This is a genomic window from Pseudomonas sp. fls2-241-R2A-110 (assembly GCF_030209165.1).
Lineage (GTDB): Bacteria > Pseudomonadota > Gammaproteobacteria > Pseudomonadales > Pseudomonadaceae > Aquipseudomonas.
The window spans coordinates 22,361-40,595 of the sequence record NZ_JARVSN010000002.1 but is presented as its reverse complement, the minus strand read 5'-3'; the positions used below and the strand labels follow the sequence as shown (position 1 = coordinate 40,595).

Annotated in this window: 14 protein-coding genes; 10 read left to right on the top strand and 4 right to left on the bottom strand. The window is 59.6% G+C overall.

The window, feature by feature from the left end:
- The first annotated feature begins 200 nt into the window (after window positions 1-200).
- Both QRN31_RS00570 and QRN31_RS00565 read left to right on the top strand, forming a co-directional pair.
- Window positions 201-575, top strand: coding sequence for a DMT family transporter (locus tag QRN31_RS00570; protein ID WP_090188490.1), 375 nt, complete (start codon window positions 201-203; stop codon window positions 573-575).
- Between the two features lie 31 nt (window positions 576-606).
- Window positions 607-990: a DMT family transporter gene (locus QRN31_RS00565; protein ID WP_285429493.1), complete on the top strand. Its 384-nt coding sequence runs from the start codon at window positions 607-609 to the stop codon at window positions 988-990.
- 44 nt (window positions 991-1,034) lie between these two features.
- Here QRN31_RS00565 and QRN31_RS00560 read toward each other — a convergent pair whose 3' ends face one another.
- A complete protein-coding gene (locus tag QRN31_RS00560) occupies window positions 1,035-1,787 on the bottom strand; it encodes a MipA/OmpV family protein (protein ID WP_285429492.1) in 753 nt (250 codons plus the stop codon).
- 217 nt (window positions 1,788-2,004) lie between these two features.
- Between QRN31_RS00560 and QRN31_RS00555 the strand changes: the two genes are divergently transcribed.
- The 5 genes from QRN31_RS00555 (at window position 2,005) to QRN31_RS00535 (ending at window position 8,291) form a co-directional block, all read left to right on the top strand.
- Complete coding sequence (locus QRN31_RS00555; RefSeq protein WP_090180650.1) at window positions 2,005-2,727, top strand: MtnX-like HAD-IB family phosphatase; 723 nt, start codon at window positions 2,005-2,007, stop codon at window positions 2,725-2,727.
- Complete coding sequence (locus QRN31_RS00550; RefSeq protein WP_285429491.1) at window positions 2,720-4,114, top strand: aspartate aminotransferase family protein; 1,395 nt, start codon at window positions 2,720-2,722, stop codon at window positions 4,112-4,114. The genes QRN31_RS00555 and QRN31_RS00550 overlap by 8 nt, the downstream gene beginning before the upstream one ends.
- Window positions 4,111-4,989: an alpha/beta hydrolase gene (locus QRN31_RS00545; protein WP_285429490.1), complete on the top strand. Its 879-nt coding sequence runs from the start codon at window positions 4,111-4,113 to the stop codon at window positions 4,987-4,989. The genes QRN31_RS00550 and QRN31_RS00545 overlap by 4 nt, the downstream gene beginning before the upstream one ends.
- A 151-nt stretch (window positions 4,990-5,140) precedes the next feature.
- On the top strand, window positions 5,141-6,913 hold the full coding sequence (locus QRN31_RS00540) for a sensor histidine kinase (protein ID WP_285429489.1): 1,773 nt from the start codon (window positions 5,141-5,143) through the stop codon (window positions 6,911-6,913).
- Entirely contained in the window at window positions 6,903-8,291 is a 1,389-nt protein-coding gene (locus tag QRN31_RS00535; RefSeq protein WP_285429488.1) for a sigma-54-dependent transcriptional regulator, read from the top strand. Before QRN31_RS00540 ends, QRN31_RS00535 begins: the two co-directional genes overlap by 11 nt.
- Before the next feature lie 136 nt (window positions 8,292-8,427).
- Here the strand turns inward: QRN31_RS00535 and QRN31_RS00530 are convergent, their stop codons facing one another.
- Window positions 8,428-9,093: a DsbA family oxidoreductase gene (locus QRN31_RS00530; RefSeq protein WP_285429487.1), complete on the bottom strand. Its 666-nt coding sequence runs from the start codon at window positions 9,091-9,093 to the stop codon at window positions 8,428-8,430.
- A 534-nt stretch (window positions 9,094-9,627) separates the two neighbouring features.
- Between QRN31_RS00530 and QRN31_RS00525 the strand changes: the two genes are divergently transcribed.
- From QRN31_RS00525 to QRN31_RS00515, 3 genes are all read left to right on the top strand, one after another.
- A complete protein-coding gene (locus QRN31_RS00525; RefSeq protein ID WP_285429486.1) occupies window positions 9,628-9,996 on the top strand; it encodes a DUF6124 family protein in 369 nt (122 codons plus the stop codon).
- A 469-nt stretch (window positions 9,997-10,465) separates the two neighbouring features.
- Window positions 10,466-11,578, top strand: coding sequence for a hypothetical protein (locus QRN31_RS00520; protein ID WP_285429485.1), 1,113 nt, complete (start codon window positions 10,466-10,468; stop codon window positions 11,576-11,578).
- A gap of 34 nt (window positions 11,579-11,612) precedes the next feature.
- Entirely contained in the window at window positions 11,613-14,546 is a 2,934-nt protein-coding gene (locus QRN31_RS00515; RefSeq protein ID WP_285429484.1) for a hypothetical protein, read from the top strand.
- A gap of 68 nt (window positions 14,547-14,614) precedes the next feature.
- Here QRN31_RS00515 and QRN31_RS00510 read toward each other — a convergent pair whose 3' ends face one another.
- Window positions 14,615-15,634, bottom strand: a complete 1,020-nt coding sequence (locus QRN31_RS00510; RefSeq protein WP_285429483.1) for an alpha/beta fold hydrolase — start codon at window positions 15,632-15,634, stop codon at window positions 14,615-14,617.
- A 258-nt stretch (window positions 15,635-15,892) separates the two neighbouring features.
- Window positions 15,893-18,205, bottom strand: a complete 2,313-nt coding sequence (gene metE / locus QRN31_RS00505) for a 5-methyltetrahydropteroyltriglutamate--homocysteine S-methyltransferase (protein WP_285429482.1) — start codon at window positions 18,203-18,205, stop codon at window positions 15,893-15,895.
- Window positions 18,206-18,235 lie beyond the last annotated feature (30 nt).

The following is an 18,235-nucleotide window of genomic DNA, read 5'->3' as shown; positions in this document are numbered from 1 at the left end:
GTCAGTCGACGTCAATATTGAATGTGCCGGCATCTTCGCGAGCAAGCCCGCTCCCACACTGGGACGGCGCAGCAGGTGCTGGCCCGCCCCTTGCATTTACCCCCAAAGCCCTCTCGGCCGGCCTTCATGTGTGATGAACCCGGTGTCTGGGAGCGCCCACCAAAGGGTGAATCCTGACCGTGACCTTCCTAGATCCCGACCTGACGCTGACCGTCGTGCTGCTGGTCGCCTTTTCCATCGTGCTGGACGTCATCGGCCAGCTTTGCTTCAAGCTCGGCCTGGACCGACTGCCAGAACTGGAAGGCGGTTTCCGGCTGAATGCATTCTGGGGCCAAGTGTTCAACGCTCCGCTGCTGTGGGCCGGTATCGGCGCTTATGCGCTGGAATTTTTCGTCTGGCTCGAAGCCTTGTCCCGAGCGCCTTTGAGCCTGTTGTTCCCGGCCGGCGCCCTGGCCTATTGCGGCGTGGTGCTGGCGGGCAAAGTGGTGCTCGGTGAAACCGTCAGCCGCCGACGCTGGCTCGCAACCCTGGTGATTACAGTGGGCGTGATGCTCGTGTGTGCCGGCCATGCCTGACGCTCAATTGATCAGTAAAAGGAACCTTTCGATGGATTGGCTGCACGGGAGATTCGGCACTGTTGTGCTTTGGGCGCTGTTGATTCTTCTGGAAAGTGCCGGGCAAATCGCGACCAAGGTGGGCGGCGATCAAATCGGCCAAATGACCTTCACCTTGCAATGGTTGCAATCGGTGGTGGTCGACCCCGGCGTACTGTTTGCGGTGGGGTGCGGCATCGGCGCGTTCTTTGTGTGGATGCTGATTTTGCGCCGCAGCAGTCTGTCCCTGGCGTTTCCACTCAGCTCATTGGTGTTTGTCGGGGTGTTGTTGGGCTCGTGGCTGGGGCTGGGCGAACAGATCAGCCTGCTGCACTGGGTGGGCGTGGCGGTGATTATTGGCGGGATTGCGTTGTTGGCCGAGGGTGAAGAAACCTGACCCGGATCGTTCCCACGCAGAGCGTGGGAACGATCATCGAATGTCTACTTGAACTTGTAAGCCACCGCTGCCTGCACCTCACCCTGATTGGTATCGCCGACCGCTTTGACGATGCTGCTGTCCGCCGCCGAGCCGGTCAGGTGAATCCAGCTGGCGCTGGTCACCAGCGACCACTGCGGGGTCAACGGAAACTCGAAGCTCTGGGTCAGCGCGACATTCTGAAAACCGCCACTGGCGTTGTAACGGGCAATGCCCGAGGCCTGCGACGCGTGGGCACCGACGCCGTAAAACGCCTGATTCTGCTGGGCATCGGCATAGTGCGCGGTCAGGTTAGTGCTGCCGATCACGCCGCCACCCAGCGGGTAACCCATCTCGCCACCCAAGCGCCCGACCACGCCCTCCGGCCCGCCGATGGCCTCGCCCAACGTGGCAAACACCCGCCAGAAATCAGCCGGCGCGTACTGCACGAACCCACCGACGACGCCCATGTCCGGCACGTCGTGCAAGCCCTGCAAATCGCCGTTGGCGGTGCGCCCCGGCAGGTAATTCAGAAACGGCCCGGCGCTGAAGCCATTGGTCTTCAAGGCACTCCAGGTCAACCCGTCATCAGTGCTGAGGCTGACATCACCCCAATCCAGATCCAGATACGGCACCGGCCGGGTTTCATAGCGGCTGCCGGTCGGGTCGTGAGGCTGATAACTCAGGCCCAAACCCGCTTCACCCGTGATGCCATCGGCCATCACATGGGCCGACAGGCACGTCAGCGCCGCGCATAGAACAACTGTAATCCTCACCATGAGGCATTCCTTATCTGAACATGCGCGCATCAATCCTCGGTTTGCCCGTTATGCGCAATCACTCATGTTGTTTGTAGCAAGCTACAAAATTTGTAGCTTGCCTGACACATCCCCCTACAACAACCCCGGTATTACTGGGCCGAACAGGGTTGGCACAGTCCCTGCTCTACCCCCTTGGCAAGCGCAAACAGCGCGCACTGCTCAATAGGTAATGCAGATGAATGATTGGCATATCGTTTGTGATTTCGACGGGACCATCACCCGCACCGACGTGATCGACAGCATCCTCCAGCGTTTCGCCGACCCCAGTTGGGAAGCGATCGAAGATGAGTGGCTGCAAGGTGACATTGGCTCTCGTGAATGCCTCAGCCGCCAGCTCTCGCTGGTCAAGGCCACGCCGACCGAACTGCTCGCCTTTTTCGACACGATCGAAATCGACCCGGACTTCCCCGACTTCGTCGATCACGTGATCGGCCTCGGCGCGTCCCTGGAAGTGGTCAGCGACGGCATCGAACAAGGTATTGCGCGGATCCTCGCGCGCAACTACGTGACCCTGTTGCCGATCCTCGCCAACCGCTTGCGTCAACTCGATCACGATAGCTGGCGCATCGACTTTCCGTACTCCAGCGACGCCTGCCGCGCCGCTTCCGGCAACTGCAAATGCAAGTCCACGCCCAAGACCAAACGCGTGTTGGTGATCGGCGATGGCCAGTCCGACATGTGCGTGGCCTCCTCCGCTGACTTCGTGTTCGCCAAGGATCGCCTGGCCGAACACTGCGAGCGCAACGGCATTGCCTTCGCCCGCTTCGACAGCTTCGCCGAGATTCCGGCCCTGCTGGCCCAACTGCCGGCCGGCCGCGCAGCCAACGCTACCGCTTTCGCGCTTGAAACCTCTTCTGACTACGCGTCAAACAATCAGGAACTCTTCAATCATGTCTGATATCCGAATTGCGACTCCCGAAGACCAGGTGCTTCTGGATAAAGAAGCCAAGTACTGCTCCTACGGCGACACCGTTCACTACATCGATCCGCCGCGTATTTTCAGCCGTTGCGAAGGCTCCTATGTCTGGGACACCGAAGACCAGGCTTACCTCGACCTGCAAATGTGGTACTCGGCCGTTAACTTCGGTTACGCCAACCCGCGCCTGAACAACGCGCTGAAACAGCAGATCGACACCCTGCCGCAGATCGCCAGCCAATACCTGCACAAAGGCAAGATCGAGCTGTCGGAAATGATCGCCGTCGATGCCAAGAAAAAGTTCGGCCTCGACGGTCGCGTGCACTTCAACGTCGGCGGTTCGCAGTCCATCGAGGACTCGCTGAAAGTCGTGCGTAACGCCACCAACGGCAAAAGCCTGATGTTCGCCTTCGAAGGCGGCTATCACGGTCGTACCCTCGGCGCCTCGTCGATCACCTCCAGCTACCGCTATCGCCGCCGCTACGGCCACTTCGGCGAGCGTGCCAATTTCATTCCGTTCCCTTACCACTTCCGCGGCCCGAAAGGCATGACCAAGGAAGAGTACGGCAGCCATTGCGTGCAGCAATTCGCCCGTTTGTTCGAGACTGAATACAACGGCGTCTGGGACCCGAAAGTCGGCCAGAGCGAATATGCCGCGTTCTACGTCGAGCCGATCCAGGGCACCGGCGGCTACGTGATTCCGCCGATGAACTTCTACAGCGAACTCAAGCAAGTGTTGGATCAACACGGCATCTTGATGGTCGTCGATGAAATCCAGATGGGCTTCTGGCGTACCGGCAAGCTGTGGTCGATCGAACACTTCGACGTCAAACCTGACGTGATCGTCTTCGGTAAAGCGCTGACCAACGGCCTGAACCCACTGGGCGGCATCTGGGCTAAAGAAGAACTGATCAACCCGAAAATCTTCCCGCCAGGTTCGACTCACTCCACCTTCGCGTCCAACCCGTTGGGCACCGCGGTCGGTCTGGAAATGTTCAAGATGACCAGCGAAGTCGATTACGGCGCGATGGTGATGGCCAAGGGCAAATACTTCCTGGAAGGCCTGAAAGAACTGCAAAAACGCTACCCGATCATCGGCGATGTCGATGGCCTGGGCCTGGCGCTGCGCTGCGAAATCTGTGGCCCGGATGGTTTCACTCCGGACAAGGCCACCCTGGACTTCATGGTCGACGAAGGCATGAAGGGCGACATCGAAATCGACGGCAAGCGCCTGGGCCTGATCCTCGACGTCGGCGGTTACTACAAGAACGTGATCACTTTGGCGCCGTCGCTGGAAATCAGCTACCCGGAAATCGACCTCGGCCTGGCCCTGCTCGACCGCCTGCTGCATCGGGCAATGAAACGATGAATCACGACGAGATCGATCTTGGCGAAGGCAACGCCGGTTTCGTTCTCGGCACAGGGGAGGTCGCGGTGCTGTTGATCCACGGCCTCACCGGCACCCCGACGGAACTCCGTCGGGTGGCCATGGGCCTGGCGAAAGCCGGGCACACGGTCTACGTGCCCACCCTGGCCGGGCACTGCGGTGGCAACGCCGACCTGCAAGCCACTGGCTGGCGCGACTGGTACGAGAGCGCCCGCAACACGTTCGTCGGTGTACGGCGCAAGCACGAGCGGGTATTCGTCGGTGGCTTGTCCATGGGCGCAGTCCTGTCGATGTACATGGCCGCCGAGCATCCGGGGCAAATCGAAGGGTTGATGCTGTATTCGACCACCCTGCGCTATGACGGCTGGAGCATCCACAAACTGGCGTTCCTCACGCCGTTGCTGATGAAAATCCCGTTCGGCGTGAACCTGTGCAGCTTCGAAGAAAAACCCCCTTACGGCATCAAGAACGAACGCCTGCGAGCGATCGTCGAGCGTCAGATGAAGGAAGGCGAAAGCAGCCAGGCCGGTTTGCTGACCATGGAAGGCGTCACTGTGCGCGAATTGCATCGTCTGAACGCCGTCGTGAAAAAACGCATGCCGTCGATCACCACGCCTGCGTTGGTGGTGCACTCCATCGAAGACGACATCACCAGTCGCTGGAACGCCGATTACGTCGAACGCAAGCTCGGCGGGCCGGTGGTCAAAGTGTTGCTGGATGACTGCTATCACATGATCACCGTCGACCTGCAATACCGTCGGGTAATTGAACTGAGCGTGGACTTCATCGCACAACGTTTCATGCAACAACGCTGCGCCCCGCCCCCCCTGAACGAAGGGTATCGGCAGTTAGCCTGACAGCCTGGCGAACCCGGTTGTAGACGGGTCGCCACTGGCGGGGCAATGTCGGCTACTGTATTGACCAAGGCATCACCCAATATCCTGTAGTGAACCTGTTTATCGATTCGAACCGAACCGACCCGCCATGGCTTTCGACAAGCGAAACCCGATGACCAAACACCGACCTGCCAAAGCCCGACCCTTCGCCCTCTCCGGCTGGAGCCTGCAACGCAAACTGGTCCTGGCCTTCTGGCTGGTCAGCGTGATCCCGACCATGATCGCCGCCGAACTCGCGGCCACCACCCTGTCGCAGATCTTCGACAGCAACGTGCGCATCTGGCTGAAAGAGTCGACCAAGATCGTCGAAGACGAAATCAGCGAAATCCTGCGTGACAACGCCAGGGTTGCGCAGTTGTTTCTGCGTTACACCCACCCACAGGTTGGTGGGTTTTCGTCGCGCCACAACCGCATGACCACCGACATCGCAGACTCCATGGGCATCGACGTGGTTGCCCTGGTGCGCAACAGCGACCATGCCGTGGTGTTCAGCACCGCCGCCGACGACATCGTCCGGCAAATCAGCACCGCGCCCAAAGCCGTGTTGCAAACCCTGCAAATCGGCGGTGTCGCCACCGGCGCAGTGGTCTCGACCTTCGAGAACGAGCAGGACGGCATCGCTTACAAACTGGTGATTGCCACCTACCTCGACAACAGCTTCCTGACCAGCGTCTCCGACGTTCATTCGCTGGACTTGCGTCTGTATCTGGCCAAGGGCGACAACTTCTCGGAGATCTTCTCCAGTCAGCGTTTCGAAAATCACCCGGCAGCCGTGCCGGAAAATATCGAGCAGATCCTGCGTACCACCAAGCAGCCGACCGAGCAATTCACCAGCAGTTACAGCGGCATCTATCGGCCGATCTTCAACGAGAATGGCGACCTTCAAGGCGTCATTTTCAGCGGCCTGTTGCGCCACTCCAGCCTCGTGGGCCTGGTGAACCAGAGCAACCTGTTCATCCTGATTTTCCTGCTCAGTTCGGCCGCCTCTCTCTGCGTTGGCTGGCTGGTGTCGCAACGCCTGACCCAACCGTTGCGCGGTTTGTCCAAAGGCGTACAAGCGGTGATTGCCGGGGATTATCGCCAGCGTTTGCCGGTGACCGGTGGCGATGAACTGGCGGAACTGAGCAGCACCTTCAACCACATGAGCGAACGCCTCGGCGAGTTGCAAAACCTCGAATCTCAGCTGCGCCGCCGCGACCGCCTGCACGCCCTGGGCGAAGTCGCCATGGGCCTGGCCCATGAAATCCGCAACCCGCTGGGCATCATCAAAACCGCGACCCAGCTGTTGCACCGCCGCGCCGATTTGCCCGAGACCGATAAGCGTCACCTGGAGTACGTGGTCAGCGAAGTCAGCCGGATCAACGATCTGATCACCGACTTCCTCGACTTCGCCAAACCCAGCGCACCGCTGCGCTCGACCGAACCGGCTCGACTGTTCGTCGATGAACTGGTCGGGTTCTGCGCTCCGGAACTGGCCAGCCATCACATTGACGTGCACATCGACGATCAGGCCCCCGGCGCAACCCTTTACGCCGATGCGCGCCAGCTCAAACAGGCCGGTCTGAACCTGATCGTCAACGCCATCGACGCCATGCCCGACGGTGGGCAACTGACCCTGGGCATTCGCCGTGATGGCGCCTTTACCGTGATCAGCGTGGCGGACACCGGCACGGGCATTGAACCGGACATGCTCGAACGGATTTTCACACCGTTCGTCACCACCAAGGCCTCGGGCACCGGACTGGGCCTGGCGAAGGTCTTCTCGATCATGGAAAACCACGACGGGCGCATCGAATGCGTCAGTGAAAAAGATGCCGGAACCACCTTCACGCTGTACATTCCGGCCAATGGGAAAGACTTCGACGAGGGCAGTGATGACACATAACGTACTGGTGGTCGACGACGAACCCAAGCTCTGCGACCTGCTGGCATCGGCCTTGAGTCAGAACGGCGTTACGGTGTTCACGGCCGGCAATGGCTTGCACGCGCTCAAGGTGCTGGAAGCGGAAGACATCGACCTGGTGATCAGCGACTGGCGCATGCCCGGCATGGACGGCCCGCAATTACTGGCGGAAATCAAAAGCCGTTTCCCACAGCTGCCGGTGATTGTCATGACGGCCTACAGCACGGTGAAAAACGCCGTGCAGTCGATGCGCAACGGCGCCTTCGACTACATCGCCAAGCCCTTCGACATCGACGAACTGGACATCACTGTCAGCAAAGCCCTGCAATTTCGCGACATCCTCAAAGACAACCAGCGCATGCGCGCCGAACTCGATGAGCATCAACAGATCGACAGTTTGATCGGTGACAGCCCGACGTTCCGGCGGGTCCTGCAATCCATCGATTCGGTGCGCGACAGCAACGCGACGATACTGCTGACCGGCGAAAGCGGCACCGGCAAGGAAATGGTTGCACGGGCGATCCACAAACACGGCAATCGCGCCGACAAGCCGTTCGTGGCTGTGAACTGCGCGGCCATCCCGGAGGGTTTGCTGGAAAGCGAAATGTTCGGCCACCGCAAAGGCGCCTTTACCGGCGCGGTGGCGGACCGCGTCGGGCGTTTCATGCAGGCCGACCAGGGCACGCTGTTTCTCGATGAAATCGGCGAAATGCCCTTGGCCTTGCAGGCGAAAATCCTGCGCGCGCTGCAGGAACGGGTGATCGAACCGGTGGGCGATCCTCGCGAACGCAAAGTGGATGTGCGGGTGATTGCCGCGACCAACAAAAACCTGCTGGACGCGGTGGCCAACAAGGAATTTCGCGAAGACCTTTATTACCGTCTCAACGTGTTCCCGATTCCGCTGCCGGCCCTGCGCGAGCGGGCGGAAGACATCGCGCCGCTGGCCCGGCATTTTGCGCACACCCTGGGCGCCGCGGCGGGCAAGCGGTTCACAGGATTCAGCGCCGAGGCCTTGCAGGCGATGGCCAGTTATTCGTGGCCGGGCAATATTCGCGAACTGCAAAATTGCGTGGAACGGGCAACGATTGTCGCTGGCGGTGCGGTGATTGAAGAGCAAGACCTGCCGGCTTATCTGTTTGCCTCGAACCCCGGCGGCAGCGGCGTGCCAATCATGGAAGGCAACGTGCCGGCGGATCTGGACGCGGCGCTGGCCGAGGTCGAGAAAGCCTACATTCTGGCGGCACTGGCGCAGAGCAATGGCGTACAAGCCGCAGCCGCGCAGTTGATCGGGATATCCGAACGCAGCTTCTGGTATCGCTTGAAGAAACTCGGCATCCACGTCGACAAAATCGTCCGCTGAACCTTGACGTTGATCGTTCCCACGCTCCGCGTGGGAATGCAGCCCGTGACGCTCCGCGTCACTGGACGCGGAGCGTCCGTTGAGGCATTCCCACGCGGACGGTTCGACGCCTCGACGTGGGAACGATCTCGTATGCTCAGGTCACCGTGCCGCCTTTGGCTTCGCTCATGATCTGGCGGATCGCCGCGACAAAGGTCTCCACCGGCTGCCCGCCGCTGACGGCGTATTGCCCGTTGAACACCACCGTCGGCACCGAACTCACCCCCCGCGACAGCCACAACTGCTCTTCTTCGCGAACCTCTTTGGCGAACTCGTCCGAAGCCAGAATCGCCTCGGCCCGCTGCCGGTCCAGCCCGACGCTTTCAGCAATCTTCGCCAACTGACCCTGATCGGACGGATTGCCGCCATCGGTGAAATACGCCTTGAAAAGCGCTTCCTTCAAATTGAACTGCAACCCTTCCAGCCCCGCCCAATGCAGCAGCCGATGGGCATCAAAGGTGTTGTAGATACGGCTATTGCCGTCCGTGCGAAAAGCAAACCCGAGTTCGGCGCCACGGGCGCGGATCATCTCGCGGTTTTTCTGCGACTGTTCCGGGGTCGAGCCGTACTTTTCGCCGATATGTTCGGTGATGTTCTGCCCCTCAGGCCCCATCTTCGGGTTGAGCTCGAACGGCTGGAAATGGATCTCGGCCTGGACCTCATCACGCAGCACGTCCAGCGCACGGGTCAGGCCGTAGAGGCCGACGACGCACCATGGGCAGGACACGTCGCTGACGAAATCGATTTTCAGGGGGGTACTCATCATTCACCTCGCAGGCTTGGATCGCGCCGGAAAGTTCGAACGATACACCCGAAGGCCGGAGCGCGCAGGTCCCTTGTGGGAGCGAGCTTGCTCGCGATAGCGGACTGACATTCAACATCGTTGTTGACTGCCCCACCGCCATCGCGAGCAGGCTCGCTCCCACAGGGATTTTCAGTGTTTTGGGGAGTGTGTTTAGTTCTGTTTAAGGTTACTTCCTGAAAGCTACAGCGCCTTGCGTCGTTGCCTACGACCACGTCAGAATCCGCCGGCTTGTGCGGTTTTGGGGCCGTCGGTAACTTGGTTCGTGTCACTGATTCCCAGTGATCGGGTTTAGTAGCCCGGATTAACCCTCAAGACGGTTGCATAAGCGTCATTCAGACAGGTTTTCACCTGTACTTGATGGTGGCTGTGTGCATGGCACCCTCGGGTGCGCCGGGTTTGAGGGAATCGCCGGTCTACTAACTTGCGCACAGCTGCCACCCCTTCCGTTTAGTAGCGAGAGAGGTTGTAGCTCTACTAAAGGTATATCCCTCAATGTTCAAAATTACTCCAAATCCCCCGGAAGCCGACGACGTTTCCCCCTACGAATCCACCGATCCCAAAAAGCTCAACGAAGCCGCCGACCGCGCCCTCGATTACTACCTCAAACCGGTCATCCCCCAAGCTACCCCACGCAAACCCAGCACCATTTTCCTCATCGCCCCCGACATCGATAACGAAACCCTGCTGGCCAACGCCTGCGAGTCGCTGGCCTCGGCAAGCGTGATGTTGAGTGATTTTGCGGGGCTGGTCGAAGGCACGCACCGCAACACCCTGCTCGGCATTCAGCAATCGGTCATGCTCGGTGAACTGGCGGTGAACCGCCTGCTGGATAATCTCGATCCACCGGGTTGCACCGTCTAACTGACGGGTAAGATTTCACTCACACCAAAAACCAACTGTGGGAGCGGGCTTGCCCGCGATGGCAATGTACCAGTCGATATAGCCATTGACTGATACACCGCCATCGCGGGCGAGCCCGCTCCCACAGTGTTGGATTGGGGGTTACAGGAGATTCGGGCTCGGCACCGGATCAATCTGCGCCCAATGTGCGCGCCTACCCCATGGAATGGCTCAACGTGCAGCGCATTCATCAGGCCTGGTGCGTCGTCCGCCAAATGGGCAGACCGCAGCGATGCTGCATTTCCAGCACCATCAAGCTCAATGACTCAATGGGCTCGATTCCCTTTCGGCCTGTTTAGCACCGTTCGTCTAAAACCAGTGTTTGCCTGTCAGTTCTGACAGTAGCCACTCTCTCCTCCAAAGCCCTTAATTGGCCACTCCTACGTCCCGAGTCACGGGACAACTAACCACTGCGCCGCGAGAGGACATCATGAGTATCGACGAACTACTGGTGGAGAACAGCCCGGCCCGGTTTGCTACCTCGACGGTAGGCGAAAGCAGAATTGATATACCCGCAGCTATCACCGTAATCGACGGAGCAGATGTCGGTATCAACCGAGCGCTGGCCCGAGGCAACATCAACGGCATGGCGATCGTTATTCCCCCCACAAAAGTCTTTGTCGGTGACCGGGTGGAAGTGTTCATTCGCTCCCCGGCCTCGTCCGTCCTGCCGATCACCTGGTTCACAGTGCCAAGTGACTATAACGGCAGGCCGCTCTTGAGAAGAATTCAGGTCAATGACATTCCTGAGGGTTTCAGTACCTGGTTCTACCGAATCAATCGCGTGGAGTCGGGGCCTCTCAAGGTGTTCGTCAAAACCGAACTGCCCGGGGGGATCGACCCACAACCGGAGTACCCGGGCCACAGATTGTTGCGACGCCCCGTCATTAATCCGCCTGTCATCGACGGTACAGAGGACGTCACTGTCACCGTGCTGCCCTGGCAAGGCATGCGCCACAACGATACCGTGACGCTTCAATATGTCGGCTGGCGCATCGAACACCGGGTTTTAAAATCCGAGATAGGTCGCTCGGTCGAACTCACGATTTCCAAAGAGATGATCGAGGCCGACGGCAGTGGCCAGGCCTTGCTTCAGTACTGGATAGCAGACGAGGTCGGCAACATGGCCTCTGACCATTCCATCGGGTTGATGGTCGACATTCAGGACGCCAATCACGCACATCGCCTGCCCGCCCCGCACGTCTGCGGAACAGATCAGGACAACGCCATTTACATGACCGCGCTAGGGGCCAACTCCGTCAGCGTGAAAGTCGCAACCCCGGTCTCGGTCTTTGCCGACACTGATGTGGTGGAGCTCAACTGGCGAGGCGAGCCTCGTGCCGGTCTGATCCAGTTGCACACTGATTCCCTGACCGTCGGCTCGCAGGAAGCGCTGACATTCGAGGTGCCGAACGCCGTGGCCCAGCGCCTGGCCGGTGGTTTTGCCAACGTGGCGTATACACAAGTCACCGCCAGCGGCGAGCGCCGAGTATCGAAATACGTCCAGCTGTTCATGGTCGGCAACACTCGCCGAATCGATTGAATCCCATTACCCACTTCTTCACAGGTCGTCCGCCATGAACACGTTTAGCACACCCGGCCCCCTCGTCGAAGCACAGCAAATTGACTTGCTTGCATCGCTGCCAAAACCCGGCGACGTCAGAGTCAATCGCATCAATCCGCTCTGGATATCCGGATTGATCAACAACCTGCCAGCGGATGAGGGTGACGTCTATGGTATCAATCGACTCGCGTTCCTGGACGAAAAAGGCCAGCCAACAGAGCTGAATACGGCGATCGATCCGTGGCTCAACATGTCACAAGGCGATGAATGGATTATTGAAGCGACCTACTCGCAGGGGAACCCGATCACGCTTGCCAGTGACACTGTCAGCGCCACTCAGGTGGATAATCGACTGTTCCCTACCATCAAACAGGATCAGTTGCCCGACGGCGTGTGCGAGCTGCTTGTCGGCGTACGCAGAATCAGCAATGCCGGGGGTGAATACGAACGCTCAGCGCCATTGACGGTACTGATCAAAACCACCCTGCCCGGCGGCCCGGATACAGACCTGACGGAGCCTTACCATCAAGGCCTGCAACCCATCGAGGTGGAACAGGACGTCCTGGACAACGGCCTTACCAAGGACTATCTGGACGACAACGGCGGGCTGCCTGTCACCATCCCTGCCTACGAGAACATGCGCAAGAACTCCACCATTTATATCGTGTGGGGAAGCAGAGATACGGAATTCAAACTACCTCTGGTTACTGCCACCCAGGTTGGCAAGCCCATTAAATATACGATTCCTGCAAGCGCCCTCAAAAACCTGCCCCCCATAAATCCTTTGCTGCTCACTTATCGCCTCAAGGATGTGGTGGACAATCACAGCTCGGCCGATGCGCCTCCGGTGTTCTTCCTGTTCGATCCTGCTCTTGTACTGCTCGAACCTCCGATTATCGACAAGGCGGACGGCGAACAACAACTCGACCTCGATGCACTACTGGGTGAAGACGTACAAACCGATATTTTCTCGTCGAAGGTCAGTTTTGTCCCGGGGGATGTGGTGGCTCTGAGCTGGCGGGGAGTCAGCGCTGGTGGCCGCCAGGTCCCCGTGGATATGACATGGGAACCCGAAGCGTCGACCCGTTCTCACACGTTCATGATTCCCTATTACCCGGTCCATCTGATTGCTCGGGGTTTCGTCAAAGTCGACTACAGACTGACCCAAGCCACCACGCCCGCCAGCCCTCGCTATTCACGCACGACCTACGCCAAAATGATTGGCATGCCCCTGAAGCTGGCGGCACCTGAGGTGCGTGAAGACGCCGGTGGCTCCATTGCAGTGGACACCGATCCGGCCCACGTGATCGTGAAAAGCCAGCCGGGCGCCATCGTCCTCGACGACATCATTTACGTTGACTGGTACGTCATGATTCCCGACCCAGACAATCCTGGTCAGGAAATCGTGGGGAGTTACTACCCGACGTCCAGCCCTGTCAGCGAGGAGATGGTGGACCGGGACGTCTCGTTCACTATTCCCAAGGACCATATTCAAGATTGGCACGGGGCCAGAGTGCTGGTCTCCTATACCGTCAGACGCGCTGACACTGAAGACGTGAACTCTGAAATTCTGGTGCTGCAAATTGGCGACATCCTGAGTGAATTACCGCCACCGGTAGTCCACGACGCGAAAGACGACGTGTTGATCCCCGAAGATGTGCCGCAGGGTGCCGGCGTCACCATCGAACCCTATCCCGGCATGCGCGCCCTGCACATCATCAGGCTCTATTTCATCGGGGCCAACCCGCAAGACTCCTGGTCGTCAGTGCCCATAGAGCTGACACCTGAAATGGTAGGCGTGGACCTTACGCGAACCGTGCCCTTCGAGAAGCTGGTGGCCAATCGTAACAACACCGTGGAGCTGGTCTATTCCGTCACCAACCCCTTCACCCATACCCAACAGGTCTCGAAACGGCTGCTATTGAACATTGGGTCACCGATTCCAAACCCTGACATCACGGCAGTCAAAGACGCCAACGGCATCGACATTGCGCGCAACAGCGAGACTTTTGCCACCCGCGCAACACTGACGGGCCCCGCCGGGGTGAATGTCCCCGTAGAACTTCGCGACCACGGCATGATTGTCGCCACACCAACCTCCACCGACGGGCGCAGCTGGTCATACACCATCACCACCCTGGCACCGGGCTCGCACAGCTTCACCGTGCAGACCCCCGGTACCAATCGGCCCTCCGCTATTTGGGCCTTTACAGTGCAGGAAGCGCAGACACCCACCATTACTTCCGTCACGGCAGGTGGCCGCCTGGTACCCAATAACGGCGCCACTTATTACCAGAACAACATCATTATTCAAGGTGGCGCAACGCCGGGACAGCAGGTCGAGGTCTATGATAACGGCGCCAGTCTCGGGCGCTTCCCGGTCTCTGACAATGGCGGATGGGTAGTGCCTGCGCGAGGGTTTGCGGTGACCAGTCATGTCATCACAGCACGCACGATCGACGGCACTAAACAATCGCTACCGCACACTTTCACCGTCCAGCAAGGATTGCTGGGCGATACTTCGGACTTCAAATACGTGGACTTGCAAGGCTGGGTCTGGGGCGGTGCGGGAAGCGCGCGGGACTTTACATTTTACGTGGGCGCCGGGAGAAACTATTACGCGCTGAACAACTACACCTATACGAACTCATCACACGGTGTGGTGCTGCAAAAATCGTATTCCAACCTGCAACCGGGGGTCAGCTATCGGTACCAGTTTGCCGTAGCCCGAATGGATGGCCATTTTGATTATCCGGTACTTCGCTTGCGGACCAGCACGGGTGCTGCATCGGCGTATCTGACGATAACCTCCTTTAACTTTATTGTTCTTGAGTTGTATTTCATTGCGACCACACCCGAGGTAATCCTCTATCTCGACAGCGGCCAACCCAGTGGCAACGGCAACGATTACGACATGGCATGGGCGGCTGTGAGCAAGATGTCTTAAGCAATAAAACCCCGCTGACCGTTATCCGGCCAGCGGGGTTTATTGTCGGGAAGTCGTTTGGGTACGGGCTAGAGCAGGTTCGGCGCCACCACCGGATCAATCTGCGCCCAATGCGACCTGTCTTCACGGTGCGCCTGCAAATACGGCAACACCGCCGCCAGCAACGGCGCCTTGAACGCTTCCTGGAAGCGATGCGCCAACCCCGGAATCAGCTTCAACTGACTGCCGCGGATATGCGCCGCCAGGTGCACGCCGTGCATCACCGGCAACAAAGGATCGGCCGTGCCGTGCACCACCAGTGTCGGCACCCGCAGTTGGTTGAGCAGCGCCACGCGGCTGCGCTCGGCGAGGATTGCCATGATCTGGCGCTTCACGCCTTCGGGGTTGAACGCCCGGTCATAAGACAGCGCCGCCTGATGCAGCAACACTTGGCGATCATCACTCACTGACGGACTGCCCAGCGCCGCCAGCAAATCGGCCTGCTGTTCCAGCGCCACTTCACGACTCGGCGCGCTACGGCGGGCGAGCAACTGCAACAGCGCCGCACTCGGCGCCGGCAAGCCTTCGGCTCCGGAACTGGTCATGATCAGGGTCAGACTCTCGACCCGTTGCGGCGCCATCGCCGCCATGTGCTGGGCAATCATCCCGCCCATGCTCGCGCCCAACACGTGGAATTGATCGACGTGCAACGCGTCCATCAGGCCAAAGGCATCGTCCGCCATGTCTGTCAGGGTGTACGGCGCCGACACCGGCAACCCGAGTTTGTAGCGCAGCACTTCAAAGGTCAGGTTGGCGTCGGCAGGCGCTTGCCGCCAGGTGGAGAGGCCTACATCGCGATTGTCATAACGAATCACCCGAAAACCCTGCTGACACAACGCGACCACCACCTCGTCCGGCCAGTGAATCAACTGCCCGCCCAGGCCCATCACCAGCAATAACGCAGGGTCGGAAGCACGGCCGATGCTCTGGTACGCCAGGCTCACCTGCGCCAGATCGGCATGTTCGGTTGGAACATTGACGTCGCAACGAGACGCCGCCAAAGACGGCAGGCCAAACAACAGAGCGGCCAGAAAAATGAATACACGCATGAAAAAACACCAAAACGCAGAACCCCAGTAGAGCGCGAGTCTGATGAAGTTTGATCAAGCGCGCTGCCACAGTTACGTGACAGTTTGATGAAGATTGCCGAGTGGTCATCTCCGGACAGAAGATCGTTCACACGCTCTGCGTGGGAATGCAGCCCGTGACGCTCCGCGTCACTGGACGCGGAGCGTCCCTTGAGGCATTCCCACGCAGAGCGTGGGAACGATCAAAATGTGGGAGCGAGCCTGCTCGCGATGGCGTCCTTAGGCCAACTGACTACGCAACTGCCGCGCCGCCGCCACCATGTTCACCAACGCCGCCTCAGTCTCCGGCCACGCCCGGGTTTTCAACCCGCAATCCGGATTCACCCACAACCGCTCTGCCGGAATCCGCTTCACCGCTTTGCTCATCAACTTGACCATCTCGGCAGTGTCCGGCACCCGTGGCGAGTGGATGTCATAAACCCCAGGGCCGATGTCGTTCGGGTAGTCGAAGGCTTCGAACGCCTCCAGCAGTTCCATGTCCGAGCGTGAGGTTTCGATGGTGATGACGTCAGCGTCCATCGCCGCGATGGCTTCGATCACGTCATTGAATTCGCTGTAGCACATGTGGGTGTGGATCTGGGTTTCATCGCGCACACCCGAGGCGCTCAGGCGGAATGCTTCCACCGCCCAATCGAGGTATTCCTGCCATTGCGCCCGGCGCAGCGGCAAGCCTTCGCGGAAGGCGGCTTCGTCGATTTGCACAATTTTGATGCCGGCGGCTTCCAGGTCGACCACTTCGTCACGCAGGGCCAATGCCAACTGCTGCGCCTGGATTTTGCGCGACACGTCTTCGCGCGGGAATGACCACATCAGCATGGTCACGGGACCGGTGAGCATGCCTTTCATGACCTTGTCGGTGAGGCTTTGCGCGTAGGTGATCCAGTCGACGGTCATGGCGTTCGGACGGCTCAGGTCGCCGTAGATGATCGCCGGTTTGACGCAGCGCGAACCGTAGCTCTGGACCCAGCCGAAACGGGTGAACAGGTAGCCGTCCAGTTGCTCGGCGAAGTATTCGACCATGTCGTTGCGTTCGGCTTCACCGTGCACCAGCACGTCCAGGCCCAGGCGTTCCTGGATTTGCACGGCGTGGCGGATTTCGCTGTGCATGGCGTCGGTGTAATCGTTGGCCGACAACTTGCCTTGCTTGAAGGCCTGACGCGCCAGGCGAATCGAACCGGTTTGCGGGAACGAGCCGATAGTGGTGGTCGGGAACGCCGGCAGTTGCAAGCGCGCCTGTTGCTGCGTAATGCGTTTGGCAAACGGCGACTGGCGCTGGCTGTCCGCTGCGCCAATGGCGTTGAGGCGTGCCTGGACGTCGGCTTTGTGGATACGCGGCGACTCGGCACGGCTGGCTGCAATGGCACGGCTTTGCGCGAGTGCGGCTTGCACCTTGGGCGACTGCGGATCGTTGAGGGCATCGCGCAGCACGGCGATTTCACCGCACTTTTGCACGGCGAAGGCCAGCCAGGATTTCAGCTCAGGGTCGAGTTTGTCTTCGCGTTCCAGGTCCACCGGGCTGTGCAGCAGCGAGCAGGAGCTGCTGACCCACAGGTTGTCGCCGAAGCGCTCCTGGGCGAATTGCAGTTGTGACAGGACTTGCTCCAGCTCGCAGCGCCAGACGTTGCGGCCGTTCACCAGCCCGACCGAAAGAATCTTGTAGGTCGGCAGACGATCCAGCACCTGGCCGAGTTGATCCGGCGCACGCACGGCGTCGATGTGCAGGCCTTGCACCGGCAGGCCAACGGCCAGCCCGAGGTTGTCTTCCAGGCCACTGAAGTAGGTCGCCACAAGCTTCTTCAGTGGCGAGTACTGGAGGATGTGATAGGCGCGTTCGAAGGCGTTTTTCCAGGCTTGCGGCAGGTCGAGGGTCAGGATCGGTTCGTCGATCTGCACCCATTCCACGCCTTGCGCGGCGAGGCGACCGAGGATTTCGTTGTAGACCGGCAGCAGACGTTCGAGCAATTCGAGCTTGTCGAAGTCGTTGCCCTTGGCTTTGCCCAACCACAGGTAAGTCAGCGGGCCAATGATCACCGGTTTGACGTTGTGACCCAGCGCTTTGGCCTCGTCGACTTCGTCGAACAGCTGTTCCCAGCTCAGTTTGAATTGTTGATCAGCGCTGAATTCCGGGACCAGGTAGTGGTAGTTGGTGTCGAACCACTTGGTCAGCTCCTGGGCGTATTGCGCGGTGCCGTGTTCGCTGCCGCAGCAGGCTGCCGTGGCGCCACGGGCCATGGCGAACAAGGTGTCGAGGGTCGGCAGGCCTTGGGCATCCTTGGCGCTGTCGAAGCGCTCGGGAATCACGCCGAAGGTCAGTGAATGGGTCAGGACCTGGTCGTACCAGGCGAAGTCGCCGACGGGCAGCAGGTCGATGCCGGCGTCTTTCTGCAATTGCCAGTGGCTGGCGCGCAATTGGCGGCCGACGCTGTTCAGCGCGTCCTGGTCCAGATCGCCCTTCCAGTAGGATTCGAGGGCTTTTTTCAATTCGCGGTCCGCGCCGATGCGGGGGAAACCAAGTGTGTGCGCCAGAGCCATGATGAGTTTGTTCCTATAAAGAGGCTGTAA

Bases quoted from the DNA above. Each gene is read 5' to 3' on its own strand.
- QRN31_RS00545 (WP_285429490.1), top strand. From the start codon at position 4,111: ATGAATCACGACGAGATCGATCTTGGCGAAGGCAACGCCGGTTTCGTT.
- QRN31_RS00530 (WP_285429487.1), bottom strand. From the start codon at position 9,093: ATGAGTACCCCCCTGAAAATCGATTTCGTCAGCGACGTGTCCTGCCCA.
- QRN31_RS00515 (WP_285429484.1), top strand. From the start codon at position 11,613: ATGAACACGTTTAGCACACCCGGCCCCCTCGTCGAAGCACAGCAAATT.
- QRN31_RS00535 (WP_285429488.1), top strand. From the start codon at position 6,903: ATGACACATAACGTACTGGTGGTCGACGACGAACCCAAGCTCTGCGAC.
- QRN31_RS00565 (WP_285429493.1), top strand. From the start codon at position 607: ATGGATTGGCTGCACGGGAGATTCGGCACTGTTGTGCTTTGGGCGCTG.
- QRN31_RS00525 (WP_285429486.1), top strand. From the start codon at position 9,628: ATGTTCAAAATTACTCCAAATCCCCCGGAAGCCGACGACGTTTCCCCC.
- QRN31_RS00540 (WP_285429489.1), top strand. From the start codon at position 5,141: ATGACCAAACACCGACCTGCCAAAGCCCGACCCTTCGCCCTCTCCGGC.
- QRN31_RS00560 (WP_285429492.1), bottom strand. From the start codon at position 1,787: ATGGTGAGGATTACAGTTGTTCTATGCGCGGCGCTGACGTGCCTGTCG.
- QRN31_RS00550 (WP_285429491.1), top strand. From the start codon at position 2,720: ATGTCTGATATCCGAATTGCGACTCCCGAAGACCAGGTGCTTCTGGAT.
- QRN31_RS00555 (WP_090180650.1), top strand. From the start codon at position 2,005: ATGAATGATTGGCATATCGTTTGTGATTTCGACGGGACCATCACCCGC.
- QRN31_RS00510 (WP_285429483.1), bottom strand. From the start codon at position 15,634: ATGCGTGTATTCATTTTTCTGGCCGCTCTGTTGTTTGGCCTGCCGTCT.
- QRN31_RS00520 (WP_285429485.1), top strand. From the start codon at position 10,466: ATGAGTATCGACGAACTACTGGTGGAGAACAGCCCGGCCCGGTTTGCT.
- metE (WP_285429482.1), bottom strand. From the start codon at position 18,205: ATGGCTCTGGCGCACACACTTGGTTTCCCCCGCATCGGCGCGGACCGC.